Genomic DNA, 14,900 nt, shown 5'->3' with positions numbered 1-14,900 from the left:
CTTAAGGAGCAGGCATTTCAGCCGGAGGGATAACGGCGTTCGCGGCCTGCGTTCTCTCCTCGCTTTTTTCTACACGGGATCTCACCGAGTTATCTTTGCGAAAGAGATCCCACGGAAGTAATACTGTATCCAGTACTGCGGTAAACGGCATATCCAGAATCGCCAGTGACTTGGTTCCCCAGTTTGTATCACTTTCGCTAATCATTGTGGCGCTGGCGCGCGTGCCAGGATACGTCCCTTCTTTGCCCCCGGTATGCGACATAATGCTGGAACAGCCGCTCACAAACGCCATCCCGCTGCACATTGTCAGTGTTACCAATATTTTTTTTATCATCATTTTTTCATCTGTATTTATTGTGTTTGCATGGTGAGTTAAAGCGATCCGTTGCGAAAATAACATCACCATTTCGTCACACTGTGGCGGCTATCGCGATTTAACGATAACAACTGCTCCCACCAGTGTATGCAATAGACAACAAACTGCAAAAAAAGTCAGATGAATACGCTTGAAAAGTTTGTATTAAGACCCATTTTTAGAGTGTAGACAAATGAAGGGCATGCCTGATGGGTGTCCTGGCTACCTGACCTGTCCATGATGGAAGGTCTATTATTCTCGCTGATTTCAGGAGCTATTGATTATGCGTAACTTTGATTTATCCCCACTGTACCGTTCTGCTATTGGTTTTGATCGCCTGTTTAACCTGCTGGAAAACAATCAGGGCCAGAGCAATGGCGGCTACCCTCCGTATAACGTTGAGCTGGTAGACGAAAACCATTACCGAATTGCGATTGCCGTTGCTGGTTTTGCTGAAAGCGAACTGGAAATTACTGCCCAGGACAATCTGCTGGTGGTGAAAGGCGCCCATGCGGACGATCAAAAAGAACGTACTTACCTGTATCAGGGGATTGCCGAGCGCAACTTCGAACGTAAGTTCCAGTTAGCGGAGAACATTCATGTTCGCGGCGCGAACCTGGTGAATGGTCTGCTGTATATCGATCTCGAACGCGTGATTCCCGAGGCGAATAAGCCGCGCCGCATCGAAATCAACTAATTCTGTGGGCCGCTTCAGGCGGCCCTGCTAAGCAATCGGCTTGCCGTCAGGGAGCCAAAAGGTACTTACTCGCTTCTTAGAAGGAGATTATTATGCGTAACTACGATTTATCCCCACTGCTGCGTCAATGGATCGGTTTTGACAAACTGGCCAATGCCTTGCAAAACACTGGCGAAAGCCAGAGCTTCCCGCCTTATAACATCGAAAAGAGCGATGATAACCACTACCGCATTACCCTTGCGTTAGCCGGTTTCCGCCAGGAAGATCTGGATATTCAACTGGAAGGCACGCGCCTGACCGTGAAAGGTACGCCGCAGCAGCCGGAAAAAGAGACCAAATGGTTGCATCAGGGGCTGGTCACTCAGCCGTTCAGCCTGAGCTTTACGCTGGCTGAAAATATGGAAGTCTCCGGCGCAAGCTTCACTAACGGCTTGCTGCATATCGATTTGACCCGGAATGAACCTGAAACCATCACTCCACAACGTATCGCCATCAGCGAACGTCCCGCATTAGACAGTTAAATAGCTCCATGCCTTTGCCCCGCCAGAAATGACGGGGCTTTTTTGTGCCTCAGCCCACATGAAACTATGATCTGGAGGGCAGGATGCCGGAAGCGCTGCCATTGCCAGAAAAAAGCATTCAGCAATTTCAAATCGACGTGAAGAAAAACAGTAAAGAACGCTCTTCTTAAGCGCTCCTGGGCGCTCTGTAGCATGATAATGTGCGCCACTCTGCATTCATGCCTGAACGGTTCAGTCATAATCCTCGTTAAATAAAATGTTATTCACAGGGAACAGGAAAATGAGTGATATAGCATTGACGGTCAGCGTTCTGGCAATGGTGGCAGTTGTCGGATTATGGATCGGCAACATAAAAATACGTGGTGTTGGTTTTGGCATCGGAGGCGTGCTGTTCGGCGGTATTATTGTCGGGCATTTTGTCGATCAGGCAGGGATGACCCTGAGCGGCGACATGCTGCATTTTATTCAGGAATTTGGCCTGATTCTTTTCGTCTACACCATCGGTATTCAGGTGGGGCCGGGCTTTTTTGCGTCACTGCGCGTTTCGGGCCTACGGCTGAATTTGTTTGCCGTGCTGATTGTTATCATGGGTGGCCTGGTCACCGCGATCCTGCATAAGATTTTTGCCATTCCCCTTCCCGTGGTGCTGGGCATTTTTTCCGGTGCGGTCACTAATACTCCGGCGTTAGGCGCGGGGCAGCAGATTCTGCGCGATCTGGGTACTCCTGTTGATGTGGTGGATCAGATGGGGATGAGCTATGCCATGGCTTATCCTTTTGGTATCTGCGGTATTTTGCTCACTATGTGGCTGATGCGCCTAATTTTTCGCGTTAACGTCGATGCCGAAGCCCATCAGCATGAATCCACGCTGACCAACGGACACGCGCTGATTCAGACGATGAATATCCGTGTGGAAAACCCGAACCTCAACAATATGGCGATTCAGGATGTCCCAATCCTGAACAGCGACAAAATCATCTGCTCACGTTTGAAACGTGAAGAAACATTGATGGTGCCGTCGCCGGGGACAATTATCCAGATGGGCGACCTGCTACACCTGGTTGGTCAGCCTGCTGATCTGCACAACGCGCAGGTGGTGATTGGGCAGGAGGTGGACACATCGCTGTCGACGCGAGGCACCGATTTACGCGTTGAGCGCGTGGTGGTGACCAACGAACAGGTGCTGGGGAAACGAATTCGCGACCTGCATTTTAAAGAGCGTTACGACGTGGTTATCTCCCGTCTGAACCGTGCGGGGGTTGAGCTGGTAGCCAGCAGCGACGCCAGCCTGCAGTTTGGCGACATCCTCAATCTGGTTGGCCGACCTTCCTCGATTGATACTGTTGCCAATGTGGTGGGTAACGCCCAGCAAAAACTGCAGCAGGTGCAGATGCTGCCGGTATTTATCGGGATCGGGCTGGGTGTTCTGCTGGGTTCAATCCCGCTATTCATTCCGGGGTTCCCGGTGGCGCTAAAACTGGGGCTGGCCGGTGGGCCGCTGATTATGGCGTTGATCCTGGGGCGTATTGGCAGCATCGGTAAGTTGTATTGGTTTATGCCCCCCAGCGCTAACCTGGCGCTGCGAGAGTTGGGTATCGTGCTGTTTCTCGCAGTGGTTGGTCTGAAGTCAGGCGGTGATTTTGTTCATACTCTGACGCAGGGGGATGGCCTGAGCTGGGTGGGCTACGGTATTTTCATCACCGCGATTCCGCTGATTACTGTGGGGCTGCTGGCGAGGATTTTCGTCAAAATGAACTACCTCACGCTGTGCGGCATGCTGGCTGGCTCAATGACCGATCCGCCTGCACTGGCATTTGCTAACAACCTGCATGCCACCAGCGGGGCAGCGGCGCTGTCGTATGCGACCGTTTATCCGCTGGTGATGTTCCTGCGAATTATCACGCCGCAACTGCTGGCGGTGATTTTTTGGGGGATGGGTTAGTCAGGTTGAGTCTGGGTGGACGCGCCGTAAGTGGTAGTCCACCTGGTACTCGCTGGCGTTTCTGAACATCACCGAATAATTCAAAAACTCCCCGCTATCGCTGTAGGACAGTGAGGTAATCCGCAGCAATGGCGTCTGTTCAGGTACGTTCATCTGCGCGGAAAGCTGCTTATCGGCAAGAACGGGAGTCAGACTTTCATAGTTGCCGCTGATAGTTATTCCGCACTCTTTCTCGATGTAATCGAATTTTGACCCTTCCAGATGCGCCAGCGATAAATTACGGAATAATTTTACCGGCATGTAGCTGTCTTCAAGCATCAGCGGCTTGCCGTCCACATAGCGAACGCGACGTGAGAAGTAGATGCGTTCATTAATCTGGATACGCAGTTGGCTGGCAATTGCTGGTGGTGCGGGCATCACTTCAAATACCAGTACTTCACTGGTGACCTCTTTCCCTTGTCGCTTCAGTACTTCCGCCAGTCCGGTCAGGTTTGTGGTTTCATGATGGACATCTTTGCGCGCCACATAAGTTCCGCTCCCATGACGGCGTACGACCAATCCCCAGCCAATCAACATATCAATTGCTTTACGGATCGTCATTCGTGAAACCGCGAACTCTTGGGCAAGCTTTTTTTCACCCGGCAACGGGCTACCGATGTTGTAATCAGACGAATTCAGGCGAATTCGTAGTCGTTCCGCAATTGATTTGTAGATCACTACCAGACCTCTTTTTTCTTTTAATTACCGCACCATAAACCTTTTGATGTCTAACTTTTACGTAAAAAGTAGACCTCATTGCCGAAATTAAAACCATGAAAGCGATCACGAATCGCAGCGGCATGCCATGTCTGAAGGATCGCAACTTTCTATTCTCGTATCAGGCCAGCAATCACTACAAAAAAGGCCTCTCCCCTACTGGTTGTTATATGAGGATGTGAAAATGCTCAGTCAAATACAACGCTTTGGCGGCGCGATGTTCACCCCGGTGCTGCTGTTTCCCTTTGCCGGTATCGTCGTCGGTATCGCTATTATGCTGCGCAACCCGCTGTTTGTGGGTGAAGCGCTTACCGATCCCAACAGTTTGTTCGCACAAATCGTTCATATCATCGAAGAAGGTGGCTGGACGGTATTTCGCAATATGCCGCTGATTTTCGCCGTTGGTCTGCCGATCGGTCTGGCGAAACAGGCTCAGGGGCGCGCTTGTCTGGCGGTACTGGTCAGCTTTCTTACGTGGAATTACTTCATCAATGCCATGGGCATGACCTGGGGAGATTTCTTCGGCGTGGATTTTAGCGCAGACCCGACAGCAGGTAGCGGCTTAACGATGATGGCCGGGATTAAAACACTTGATACCAGCATCATCGGCGCCATTGTCATTTCCGGTATTGTTACCGCTCTGCACAATCGTTATTTCGATAAACCGTTGCCGGTATTTCTTGGTATTTTCCAGGGGACATCGTTTGTGGTGATCATTGCTTTCCTGGTGATGATCCCCTGTGCCTGGCTGACGCTGCTGGGCTGGCCAAAGGTGCAGATGGGGATTGAATCCCTGCAAGCCTTTCTGCGTTCTGCGGGGGCGCTGGGGGTATGGGTGTATACCTTCCTTGAGCGTATTTTGATCCCGACTGGGCTGCATCACTTCGTCTATGGTCCATTTATCTTCGGCCCTGCGGCGGTGGAAGGCGGCATCCAGGTCTACTGGGCGCAGCATTTGCAGGAATTCAGCCAAAGCACAGAGTCGCTGAAAACGCTGTTCCCGGAAGGGGGTTTTGCTCTGCACGGCAATTCGAAAATCTTTGGTTCATTAGGTATTGCTCTGGCGCTTTACTTCACTGCCTCTCCGGAAAACCGGGTGAAGGTGGCGGGATTATTGATCCCCGCTACGCTAACGGCTGTGTTGGTTGGGATTACCGAACCGCTGGAGTTCACCTTCCTGTTTATCTCACCCTTGCTGTTTGCGGTACACGCCGTGCTGGCGGCCTCCATGGCGACGGTAATGTATCTCTGCGGCGTGGTAGGCAATATGGGTGGCGGCCTGCTTGACCAGTTCTTACCGCAAAACTGGATCCCAATGTTCCACAACCATGCCGGAATGATGTTCACCCAGATAGCGATTGGCCTGGCCTTTACCGCGATCTATTTCACCATCTTCCGCGCGCTGATCCTGCGCTTCAACCTGAAAACGCCGGGCCGGGAAGATAGCGAAATCAAACTCTACACCAAAGCTGACTATAAAGCCGCGCGTGGGCAAACCACCGCTGCTGCGCCAGACACCAACCTGGGGCAGGCGGCCGGTTTTCTGCAAGCGTTAGGCGGCGCAGGCAATATCGAAAGTATTAATAACTGCGCCACTCGCCTGCGGATTGCGCTTCACGACATGGCGAAAACGCAAAGCGATGACGTCTTCAAAGCGCTGGGTGCACACGGTGTTGTGCGTCGCGGCAATGGTATTCAGGTCATTGTTGGTTTACACGTCCCTCAGGTACGCGACCAGCTCGAAACGCTAATGAAATCTACTTTATCAAACGAACAGATCCCCATGACGGAGGCAGTATCATGAAAAAATTCTCAGTGGTTATCGCAGGTGGTGGTAGTACCTTTACGCCGGGCATCGTGCTGATGTTGCTGGCAAATCAGGACCGTTTCCCGCTTCGTGCGCTGAAATTTTATGACAACGATGGCGCGCGTCAGGAGGTGATTGCCGAGGCGTGTAAAATCATCCTCAAAGAGCAGGCGCCGGAGATAGAGTTTAGTTACACCACCGATCCCAAAACTGCGTTTACCGATGTTGATTTCGTGATGGCACATATCCGCGTGGGTAAATACCCAATGCGTGAACAAGACGAGAAAATCCCATTACGTCACGGGGTGTTAGGCCAGGAAACCTGTGGGCCGGGCGGGATTGCCTACGGCATGCGATCTATTGGCGGTGTGCTGGAACTGGTGGATTATATGGAAAAATATTCACCAAACGCCTGGATGCTTAACTACTCTAACCCGGCGGCAATTGTGGCTGAAGCCACGCGTAGACTGCGTCCAAATGCGAAAATCCTCAATATTTGCGATATGCCCATCGGTATTGAAGGACGGATGGCGCAGATTGTCGGCCTTAAAGATCGTAAACAGATGCGCGTGCGCTACTACGGGCTGAACCACTTTGGCTGGTGGACATCAATTGAAGATCTCCAGGGTAACGATTTGATGCCGAAGCTGCGTGAATACGTGGCGAAGCATGGTTATGTGCCGCCATCGAACGACCCGCATACGGAGGCGAGCTGGAACGATACCTTCGCTAAGGCGAAGGATGTGCAGGCGCTGGATCCGGACACCATGCCAAATACCTACCTGAAATACTATCTGTTCCCGGATTACGTGGTCCAGCACTCCAATCCGCAGCGTACCCGTGCCAACGAGGTTATGGATCACCGCGAAAAACAGGTGTTCGGTTCCTGCCGGGCCATTATTGAGGCGGGCCATTCTGCGGCCGGTGAACTGGAGATTGACGAACATGCTTCCTACATTGTCGATCTGGCGGCGGCCATCGCCTTTAACACTCAGGAGCGGATGCTGCTGATTGTGCCAAATAATGGTGCGATTCATAACTTTGATGATGAAGCGATGGTCGAGATCCCATGCCTGGTGGGGCATAACGGCCCGGAGCCGCTGACGGTGGGGGATATCCCGCAGTTCCAGAAAGGGTTGATGAGCCAGCAGGTGGCGGTTGAGAAGCTGGTGGTCGATGCCTGGGAACACCGCTCTTACCAGCGTTTGTGGCAGGCTATCACCCTGTCGAAAACCGTGCCGAGTGCGTCTGTAGCTAAAGCGATTCTGGATGATTTGATCGACGCTAACAAAGAGTACTGGCCGGAACTGCGCTAACCCAGTTGACCGGCATCCTCTGGGTGCCGGTCCGCATGTTTCAATACCGCCGACGGCGCATAGCCAAATTTGTGTTTAAACGCCTTGCTGAAATGAAACGAGTCAAAGAAGTTAAGTATATCAGCGACCTGCCCGACCGTATTTCCCTCCTGCTTTAGCAGCGACAGCGCCAGTTCCAGCCGCGCATCCAGATAGTATTCTTTCGGTGTTTTTCCGGTATAGCGTAAAAAAAGACGACGTAGCCAGGCTTCGCTACAGGGGATAGTGGCTGCCATATCCGCCACGCTCCACCGTTTTTGTAGACTGGCATGTAGAGTGGCAATCAGTTTTTCAATCTGTATTCGCTGTGGGTCTTTTTTACCTTCGGCGTAAATAAGACAAATCCATTGATAAATTATTTTTGTGAGAAAGGCGACTGCCAGATTATTTTTTATTGAGTCTGGGGATGTAATTAATCGCGAAACTTCGGTCAGCTCCTGATTATAAATATCACCATTATAAATAATGCTTTGTTGTCGTAGCGGAATATCCATTACGTTGGTTGGTGTGAATTCCATCCAGTATTGTTCCCATACCAATCCTTCACAGTGATAAGACTGTATATCGGTTGGTTTTAAAAAGATTATACAGTTTCCGGTAAGCGTGATTTGTTCACCGCCTTTAAGAAGGATTTTTCCACAGCCCTGGACGGTGTAGACCGCAACCCATGAATTAGCAATCAGCGGTTTTTTCTTATCACGTGGCCAAATAACCCGATAATGTTCGTCGGCATAGGTGTGCCACAGCGAGATCAATGAAATCCCGCTGGAGATCACACTTTCATGAATCAACAGGGGAATATTGTACGTAGTTTCGTTTTTTACATGCGAACTTTGCATCTTTCCATTCATTTTAATTTCCCACCGGAGAATTATGCCCACAACCTGAACTTAACAGAAAAAATCTGTTCAGGGATATGACGTTTTTATTTTAAGAAATCTGACTGCCTGACCCGGCGCACATTACCTTGCATTCCCCCTACAGCTGCCGGGACATAATGAAAAATAAGGGCTATGAGATGAATACGCTACAAATTCTGAGCTTTGTGGGCTTTACGCTGCTGGTGGCGCTAATCACCTGGTGGAAGGTACGTAAAACGGATACCGGATCGCAACAAGGGTATTTTCTTGCCGGGCGTTCATTGAAAGCGCCGGTGATTGCCGCGTCATTGATGTTAACTAATCTTTCAACCGAACAGTTGGTTGGTCTGTCTGGTCAGGCTTACAAAAGCGGAATGTCGGTTATGGGTTGGGAAGTCACCTCTGCGGTGACGCTTATCTTTCTGGCGCTGATTTTTCTACCTCGCTATCTGCAACGTGGTATCGCTACGATCCCAGATTTCCTAGAAGAGCGTTACGATAAAACCACGCGGATCATTATCGACTTTTGCTTTCTTATTGCCACTGGCGTCTGCTTCCTGCCGATTGTGCTTTATTCAGGGGCGCTGGCGCTGAATAGCCTTTTTCACATCGGTGAATCGCTGAATATTTCTCAGGGCGCAGCAATCTGGTTACTGGTTATTTTGCTGGGCCTTGCCGGGATTATTTATGCGGTGATCGGCGGTTTACGTGCGATGGCGGTGGCCGATTCTATCAATGGTATAGGGCTGGTGATTGGTGGATTGATGGTCCCCGTGTTCGGCCTGATTGCGATGGGAAAAGGCAGTTTTTTACAAGGTGTTGAGCAACTGACCACCGTACATGCGGAGAAATTAAACTCAATTGGTGGAGCGAACGATCCGCTGCCGATAGGTGCAGCCTTTACCGGTTTGATTCTGGTGAATACCTTCTACTGGTGTACTAATCAGGGCATCGTACAACGTACGCTGGCTTCCAAAAGCCTCGCCGAGGGGCAGAAAGGAGCATTGCTCACAGCGGTATTGAAAATGCTCGATCCACTGGTGCTGGTATTACCAGGTTTAATTGCTTTTCATCTATACCAGGATCTGCCAAAGGCGGATATGGCATATCCGACACTGGTAAATAACGTGCTGCCTGTCCCTTTGGTGGGGTTTTTCGGTGCCGTTTTATTCGGCGCGGTAATCAGTACATTCAATGGATTTTTAAACAGCGCCAGTACCTTATTTAGCATGGGAATATATCGGCGGATTATTAATCAACACGCCCAACCGGAACAGCTGGTTCGGGTTGGGCGTAAGTTCGGATTCTTTATCGCGGTAATTTCCGTGCTGGTAGCACCGTGGATCGCTAATGCACCGGAAGGACTCTACAGCTGGATGAAACAGCTCAACGGTATTTATAACGTGCCGTTGGTGACCATCATCATCATGGGATTCTTTTTCCCGCGCATTCCTGCGCTGGCAGCGAAAGTCGCTATGGGATTCGGTATCGTCAGCTACATCACCATTAATTATCTGGTGAAGTTCGACTTTCACTTCCTTTACGTACTGGCCTGTACCTTCTGCATCAACGTGGTGGTGATGCTGGTTATCGGCATTATCAAGCCGCGTGCGACGCCGTTTAAATTCCATGATGCTTTTGCGGTAGACATGAAGCCGTGGAAAAACGCCAAACTTGCCTCTGTCGGTATCCTGACCGCGATGCTCGGCGTCTATGCCGGACTGGCGCAGTTTGGAGGGTACAACACCCAATGGCTGACGATTATCTGCTACTCAATTACGGCGGCAGTGATGATGTATTTAATTTATAGCAGCTGGCAGACGCGTCGTTTGGCCACTGCACTTTCTGTCTCTGACGCTAAGGATAAAGCATGACCCGCCCTAATTTTCTGTTCATTATGACTGATACCCAGGCGACCAATATGGTCGGCTGTTATAGTGGTAAGTCTCTGAATACCAATAACATTGATAGCCTGGCGGCGGAAGGTATTCGCTTCAATTCTGCTTATACCTGCTCACCGGTGTGCACCCCGGCCCGCGCTGGGCTGTTTACCGGTATTTATGCCAACCAGTCCGGCCCGTGGACCAATAACGTCGCGCCGGGGAAAAATATCTCCACCATGGGACGCTATTTTAAGGATGCGGGCTATCACACCTGCTACATCGGCAAGTGGCATCTCGACGGGCACGATTACTTTGGTACCGGTGAGTGCCCGCCCGAATGGGATGCTGACTACTGGTATGACGGGGCAAATTACCTCGCGGAACTGACGGACAAAGAGATCGGTTTGTGGCGTAACGGTCTGAACAGCGTGGAGGATTTGCTGGCTAACAATATCAATGAAACCTTTACCTGGGCGCACCGCATTAGTAACCGGGCGGTTGATTTCCTCCGCCACCCTGCACGTGATGAAGAACCCTTCCTGATGGTAGTTTCCTACGACGAGCCGCATCACCCGTTTACCTGTCCCGTGGAGTATCTGCAGAAATATCAGGATTTTTATTATGACCTGGGGATGAAGGCGCACGACTCTTTGAGTAACAAACCTGAACATCATCGTCTTTGGTCTGAAGCGATGCCTTCGCCGGTAGGTGATGATGGGCGCTATCACCATCCGCTCTATTTTGCCTGCAACGACTTTGTCGATGACCAGATTGGCCGGGTTATTAATACCTTAACGCCCATGCAGCGGGACAACACCTGGGTCATTTACACCTCCGATCATGGCGAGATGATGGGGGCGCATAAGCTTATCAGTAAGGGGGCAGCGATGTATGACGACATCACGCGAATTCCGCTGATTATGCGCTCGCCTCAGGGAGAATCAATGCAGGTAGACACGCCGGTCAGCCATATCGATCTGCTGCCGACGATGATGGCGCTGGCGGGTATTGAGAAGCCACAAATCCTGCCGGGTGAAAACATCCTTACCGTTGAAAAACCACGCGGTGTGATGGTGGAGTTCAATCGTTATGAGATTGAACATGACAGTTTTGGCGGATTTATACCGGTACGTTGCTGGGTGACGGATGACTGGAAGCTGGTGCTGAACCTGTTTACCAGTGATGAGCTTTACGACAGACGAAACGATCCCGATGAGCTACACAACCAGATAGATTCGCCGCAATTAGCCGATGTTCGCTGCCAGATGCACGACGCGCTGCTGGACTATATGGATAAAATCCGCGATCCATTCCGCACCTATCAGTGGAGTTTACGTCCCTGGCGTCCTGACGCTGTACCGCGCTGGATGGGCGCTTTTCGCCCGCGCCCGCAAGACGGCTATTCTCCCGTGGTACGCGATTACGACACCGGTTTACCAACCCAGGGCGTAAAAGTGGAGGAGAAAAAGCAGAAGTTCTGACTACAATGCCAATTGGCGCAGATACTCATATTTGCACTTACCTGTCGGCCGGATAAGGCATTAGCCGCCATCCGGCAATGACAGCCAGAGGAGTTTGAATGAAAATTTCCCGCCTTGGAGAAGCCCCGGATTACCGCTTCTCACTGGCAAATGAGCGTACCTTTCTGGCGTGGATCCGTACCGCGCTGGGGTTTCTGGCGGCGGGCGTTGGTCTCGACCAACTGGCTCCGGATTTTGCCACGCCGGTAATTCGTGAGCTTTTAGCGCTGTTGCTATGCCTGTTTGCCGGTGGTCTGGCGATTTATGGCTACCTGCGCTGGCTGCGTAATGAGAGGGCGATGCGCCTGAAAGAGGATTTGCCCTATACCCATAGCCTGTTAATCATCAGTCTGATTTTGTTTATTGTCGCGGTGATTGTCATGGGACTGGTGCTGTATGCCGGATAGCCGTAAGTCGCGACGTATCGCCGATCCGGGGTTACAACCGGAGCGAACATCGCTGGCCTGGTTTCGTACGCTTCTGGGTTATGGCGCGCTAATGGCGTTGGCGCTGAAGCACAACTGGCATCAGGCGGGCTTCCTGTTTTGGGTTTCAATTGTGGTGCTGGCGCTGGTGGCAATCGTTCTGTGGCGCTATACCCGCAGCCGTAATCTGATGGATGTTACGCATAGCGATTTTTCTGAATCTCGCGCGGTGCGTGACAAATTTATGATCTCCCTCGCGGTGTTATCCCTCGCAATACTGTTTGCTGTAACGCATGTCCGCCAACTTATTGCGTTTATCGGGAATTTAGCATGACAGGATGTCAGGTCATGGCCAAACCAGCCAGCTCTCGTTGTAACCTGGATTGTCGTTACTGTTTTTACATCGATAAACCCACTCAACCCGAAATGGATGACGCCACCTTAGAGACGTTTATTCGTCAGCATATCACCGCACAGCCGGGGGCTGACGTGATGTTCGCCTGGCAGGGCGGAGAGCCAACCCTCTGTGGCATCGACTTTTTCCGCCGCGTAGTGACGTTGCAAAAACAGTACGGGGAAGGGAAGAAAATCCATAACGCGTTCCAGACCAACGGGATTTTGCTCAACGACGAATGGTGTCAGTTTTTGCACGATAACGGCTGGCTGGTGGGGATTTCGTTGGATGGCCCCGCCGAGTTGCACGATGCTTATCGTGTTAACCGCAGCGGAAAACCGACTCACCATAAGGTGGTGGACGCCATTGCCAGGCTCCGTAAGCATCAGGTGGAGTTCAATCTGCTGGTAGTGGTTAATTCTCTGAACAGCCAGCGACCAGGACAGATGTATCGCTACCTTCGCCAGCTTGGCACGCCTTTTTTGCAGTTCATTCCGCTGGTTGAATATGATGAAGACGGCGAGCTTACCGCCGAATCCGTCCCGCCTCAGGCGTGGGGAACCTTCCTGAATACCGTCTTTGATATCTGGGTCAGAGAGGATATTGGCCGCGTATTCGTCCAGTTATTTGATTCAACTCTGGGCGTATGGTGCGGACACCCGGCGCAGATGTGTTCGCTAAGCTCCACCTGCGGACATGCTTTTGCTCTGGAAGCGAATGGCGATTTGTATCAGTGCGATCACTATGTCCACCCAGATTTTCGCTTGGGTAATATTCATCGCACGTCGTTGAGTGAGCTCAACGCCAGCCCGTGGGCAGCGGCGTTTGGTCAGTCCAAGAGAACCACGCTGAGCGCGGAATGCCAGGCGTGTTCGCTATTACGCTTTTGCCATGGCGATTGTCCAAAGCATCGCGACAGCAGTGGAAAGAGTGCGATTTGCGGCGGATACAGCGCTTTCTTCAATCATACCGCGCCGCATATGCGCGTGATGCGTGACCTTCTGAAGCAACATCGCTCACCGATGGAACTGATGGCGATGCTGCGTTAAGTTCAGCGGCGTTTAACGTCCTTTGGCCAGATACTGCGCCATTTCGGCTTCCGGCACCATGCCGCCGCCGGTCGCCCACACCAGGTGGGTGGCGTTATTGAGCTGCTCCGCGCTGAAGCCATGCATTTGCTGATAGTCAGCAGAAGCGCAAACGTGCTGCGGACCTGCCATCCCGGCCAGCGCCGATGGCTCAAGGCGAATGCCTTCTTCCTGCGCCAGCCAGCCCAGCATGTCGTACATAGTCTGATCGTCCAGGGTGTACAGACCGTCGAGCAGACGTTCCATTGCCCGGCCAACAAAGCCGGACGCGCGGCCCACCGCCAGCCCATCAGCCGCTGTCAGGTTATCGATACCAATGTCCTGCACAGAAATCGTATCGTGCAGCCCGGTATAAATCCCCAACAGCATGCACGGTGAATGGGTCGGTTCTGCGAAGAAGCAGTGCACGTTATCGCCGAATGCCAGCTTCAGGCCAAACGCCACCCCGCCAGGCCCACCGCCGACGCCGCACGGCAGGTAAACAAACAGCGGATGGTCGGCATCCACCACGCGCCCCTGCTGCGCGAACTGCGCCTTCAGACGCTGGCCGGCGACCGCATAACCTAAAAACAACGTGCGGGAATTTTCATCATCGATAAAGAAACAGTTCGGATCGGACTGTGCCGCCTTACGGCCCTGCTCAACCGCCACGCCATAATCTTCTTCATACTCCACGACCGTCACGCCGTGGCTGCGCAGTTTGGCTTTTTTCCATGCGCGAGCGTCGGCAGACATATGAACCGTCACCTTAAAGCCGATACGGGCGCTCATAATGCCGATCGACATCCCAAGGTTGCCGGTGGAGCCTACGGCGATGCTGTACTGACTGAAGAACTGTTTAAACTCAGGCGAAAGCAGAATGCTGTAATCGTCTTGTGTGGTCAGCAGACCGGCTTCCAGCGCCAGTTTTTCCGCGTGGGTTAGCACTTCATAAATACCGCCACGCGCTTTAATTGAGCCGGAAATCGGTAGATGGCTGTCTTTCTTCAGCAGAATTTCGCCGTTGATGCGCTGCCCATACTCTTTTTCCAGCCGCTTTTGCATCGCCGGGATCGCGGCCAGTTCAGATTCGATAATGCCGCCGGTGGCTGCGGTTTCCGGGAATGCTTGCGCCAGATACGGCGCGAAGCGCGTCAGACGAGCGTGGGCATCCTGAACATCGTGCTCTGTCAGGCCAACATACGGTAAACCTTCCGCAAGAGAGGTAGTGCCAGGGTTAAACCAGGTCGTCTCCTTGAGAGCGACCAGATCTTCCACTAAAGGATGCTGGGCGATAAGTGTTTGAATGTTTTCCATA

At 51.8% G+C, this 14,900-nt stretch carries 14 protein-coding genes, 1 pseudogene and 1 other annotated feature; of the genes and pseudogenes, 11 read left to right on the top strand and 4 right to left on the bottom strand.

The genetic code is table 11. The features are described 5' to 3' along the window. Position 1: 1 nt before the first annotated feature. On the bottom strand, positions 2-337 hold the full coding sequence (locus N0B36_RS21350) for a YceK/YidQ family lipoprotein (RefSeq protein ID WP_370686162.1): 336 nt from the start codon (positions 335-337) through the stop codon (positions 2-4). 235 nt (positions 338-572) lie between these two features. After that, positions 573-645 (top strand) — a sequence feature (ROSE (Repression Of Heat Shock gene Expression) occurs in the 5'-region of heat shock genes and acts as an RNA thermometer to modulate expression.). On the opposite strand from N0B36_RS21350, the gene ibpA reads away from it, so the two are divergent. The 4 genes and pseudogenes from ibpA to N0B36_RS21335 all read left to right on the top strand — a co-directional run bounded on the left by ibpA (position 639) and on the right by N0B36_RS21335 (position 3,515). Next, a complete protein-coding gene (gene ibpA / locus N0B36_RS21345; RefSeq protein WP_003023882.1) occupies positions 639-1,052 on the top strand; it encodes a small heat shock chaperone IbpA in 414 nt (137 codons plus the stop codon). (Overlaps the previous feature by 7 nt.) A gap of 92 nt (positions 1,053-1,144) precedes the next feature. Then, positions 1,145-1,573 carry a small heat shock chaperone IbpB gene (gene ibpB, locus N0B36_RS21340; protein ID WP_181547006.1) on the top strand — a complete coding sequence of 143 codons (429 nt, stop codon included), beginning with the start codon at positions 1,145-1,147 and terminating at the stop codon, positions 1,571-1,573. 68 nt (positions 1,574-1,641) lie between these two features. Then, positions 1,642-1,743, top strand: a pseudogene (locus N0B36_RS24480) (DNA damage-inducible protein D); the annotation flags it as partial. Positions 1,744-1,853: 110 nt separating this feature from the next. Then, positions 1,854-3,515: a putative transporter gene (locus tag N0B36_RS21335; RefSeq protein ID WP_046276202.1), complete on the top strand. Its 1,662-nt coding sequence runs from the start codon at positions 1,854-1,856 to the stop codon at positions 3,513-3,515. Here N0B36_RS21335 and N0B36_RS21330 read toward each other — a convergent pair whose 3' ends face one another. Beyond that, positions 3,516-4,232 carry a GntR family transcriptional regulator gene (locus N0B36_RS21330; RefSeq protein WP_200080327.1) on the bottom strand — a complete coding sequence of 239 codons (717 nt, stop codon included), beginning with the start codon at positions 4,230-4,232 and terminating at the stop codon, positions 3,516-3,518. A 223-nt stretch (positions 4,233-4,455) separates the two neighbouring features. On the opposite strand from N0B36_RS21330, the gene N0B36_RS21325 reads away from it, so the two are divergent. Together N0B36_RS21325 and N0B36_RS21320 are read left to right on the top strand one after the other, a co-directional pair. Continuing rightward, a complete protein-coding gene (locus tag N0B36_RS21325) occupies positions 4,456-6,075 on the top strand; it encodes an alpha-glucoside-specific PTS transporter subunit IIBC (protein WP_259688944.1) in 1,620 nt (539 codons plus the stop codon). Next, entirely contained in the window at positions 6,072-7,394 is a 1,323-nt protein-coding gene (locus N0B36_RS21320) for a 6-phospho-alpha-glucosidase (RefSeq protein ID WP_019078008.1), read from the top strand. Before N0B36_RS21325 ends, N0B36_RS21320 begins: the two co-directional genes overlap by 4 nt. Here the strand turns inward: N0B36_RS21320 and N0B36_RS21315 are convergent. Further along, positions 7,391-8,284: an AraC family transcriptional regulator gene (locus N0B36_RS21315; protein WP_259688943.1), complete on the bottom strand. Its 894-nt coding sequence runs from the start codon at positions 8,282-8,284 to the stop codon at positions 7,391-7,393. The genes N0B36_RS21320 and N0B36_RS21315 overlap by 4 nt on opposite strands. A 167-nt stretch (positions 8,285-8,451) precedes the next feature. On the opposite strand from N0B36_RS21315, the gene N0B36_RS21310 reads away from it, so the two are divergent. The 5 genes from N0B36_RS21310 to N0B36_RS21290 all read left to right on the top strand — a co-directional run bounded on the left by N0B36_RS21310 (position 8,452) and on the right by N0B36_RS21290 (position 13,564). Then, entirely contained in the window at positions 8,452-10,167 is a 1,716-nt protein-coding gene (locus N0B36_RS21310) for a solute:sodium symporter family transporter (protein WP_259688942.1), read from the top strand. Further along, the gene (locus N0B36_RS21305) at positions 10,164-11,657 is read left to right on the top strand and encodes a sulfatase-like hydrolase/transferase (RefSeq protein WP_141875735.1); all 1,494 of its coding nucleotides are present in this window, start codon (positions 10,164-10,166) and stop codon (positions 11,655-11,657) included. Before N0B36_RS21310 ends, N0B36_RS21305 begins: the two co-directional genes overlap by 4 nt. A 98-nt stretch (positions 11,658-11,755) precedes the next feature. Continuing rightward, positions 11,756-12,103: a YidH family protein gene (locus N0B36_RS21300; protein WP_016157812.1), complete on the top strand. Its 348-nt coding sequence runs from the start codon at positions 11,756-11,758 to the stop codon at positions 12,101-12,103. Next, positions 12,093-12,455, top strand: a complete 363-nt coding sequence (locus N0B36_RS21295; protein ID WP_016155058.1) for a DUF202 domain-containing protein — start codon at positions 12,093-12,095, stop codon at positions 12,453-12,455. Before N0B36_RS21300 ends, N0B36_RS21295 begins: the two co-directional genes overlap by 11 nt. Beyond that, positions 12,452-13,564, top strand: coding sequence for an anaerobic sulfatase maturase (locus N0B36_RS21290; RefSeq protein ID WP_259688941.1), 1,113 nt, complete (start codon positions 12,452-12,454; stop codon positions 13,562-13,564). The genes N0B36_RS21295 and N0B36_RS21290 overlap by 4 nt, the downstream gene beginning before the upstream one ends. A gap of 12 nt (positions 13,565-13,576) precedes the next feature. On the opposite strand, the gene dsdA is transcribed toward N0B36_RS21290, so the two are convergent. Continuing rightward, on the bottom strand, positions 13,577-14,899 hold the full coding sequence (gene dsdA, locus N0B36_RS21285) for a D-serine ammonia-lyase (protein ID WP_049282843.1): 1,323 nt from the start codon (positions 14,897-14,899) through the stop codon (positions 13,577-13,579). Between the last annotated feature and the right edge of the window lies 1 nt (position 14,900).

Origin of the sequence: Citrobacter sp. XY323 (assembly GCF_025106035.1) — a bacterium.
Lineage (GTDB): Bacteria > Pseudomonadota > Gammaproteobacteria > Enterobacterales > Enterobacteriaceae > Citrobacter > Citrobacter braakii.
This window is presented reverse-complemented; position numbering and strand designations above follow the sequence as displayed.

Bases quoted from the DNA above. Each gene is read 5' to 3' on its own strand.
- ibpA (WP_003023882.1), top strand. From the start codon at position 639: ATGCGTAACTTTGATTTATCCCCACTGTACCGTTCTGCTATTGGTTTT.
- N0B36_RS21295 (WP_016155058.1), top strand. From the start codon at position 12,093: ATGCCGGATAGCCGTAAGTCGCGACGTATCGCCGATCCGGGGTTACAA.
- N0B36_RS21325 (WP_259688944.1), top strand. From the start codon at position 4,456: ATGCTCAGTCAAATACAACGCTTTGGCGGCGCGATGTTCACCCCGGTG.
- N0B36_RS21310 (WP_259688942.1), top strand. From the start codon at position 8,452: ATGAATACGCTACAAATTCTGAGCTTTGTGGGCTTTACGCTGCTGGTG.
- ibpB (WP_181547006.1), top strand. From the start codon at position 1,145: ATGCGTAACTACGATTTATCCCCACTGCTGCGTCAATGGATCGGTTTT.
- N0B36_RS21300 (WP_016157812.1), top strand. From the start codon at position 11,756: ATGAAAATTTCCCGCCTTGGAGAAGCCCCGGATTACCGCTTCTCACTG.
- N0B36_RS21290 (WP_259688941.1), top strand. From the start codon at position 12,452: ATGACAGGATGTCAGGTCATGGCCAAACCAGCCAGCTCTCGTTGTAAC.
- dsdA (WP_049282843.1), bottom strand. From the start codon at position 14,899: ATGGAAAACATTCAAACACTTATCGCCCAGCATCCTTTAGTGGAAGAT.
- N0B36_RS21305 (WP_141875735.1), top strand. From the start codon at position 10,164: ATGACCCGCCCTAATTTTCTGTTCATTATGACTGATACCCAGGCGACC.
- N0B36_RS21335 (WP_046276202.1), top strand. From the start codon at position 1,854: ATGAGTGATATAGCATTGACGGTCAGCGTTCTGGCAATGGTGGCAGTT.
- N0B36_RS21350 (WP_370686162.1), bottom strand. From the start codon at position 337: ATGATGATAAAAAAAATATTGGTAACACTGACAATGTGCAGCGGGATG.
- N0B36_RS21320 (WP_019078008.1), top strand. From the start codon at position 6,072: ATGAAAAAATTCTCAGTGGTTATCGCAGGTGGTGGTAGTACCTTTACG.
- N0B36_RS21315 (WP_259688943.1), bottom strand. From the start codon at position 8,284: ATGAATGGAAAGATGCAAAGTTCGCATGTAAAAAACGAAACTACGTAC.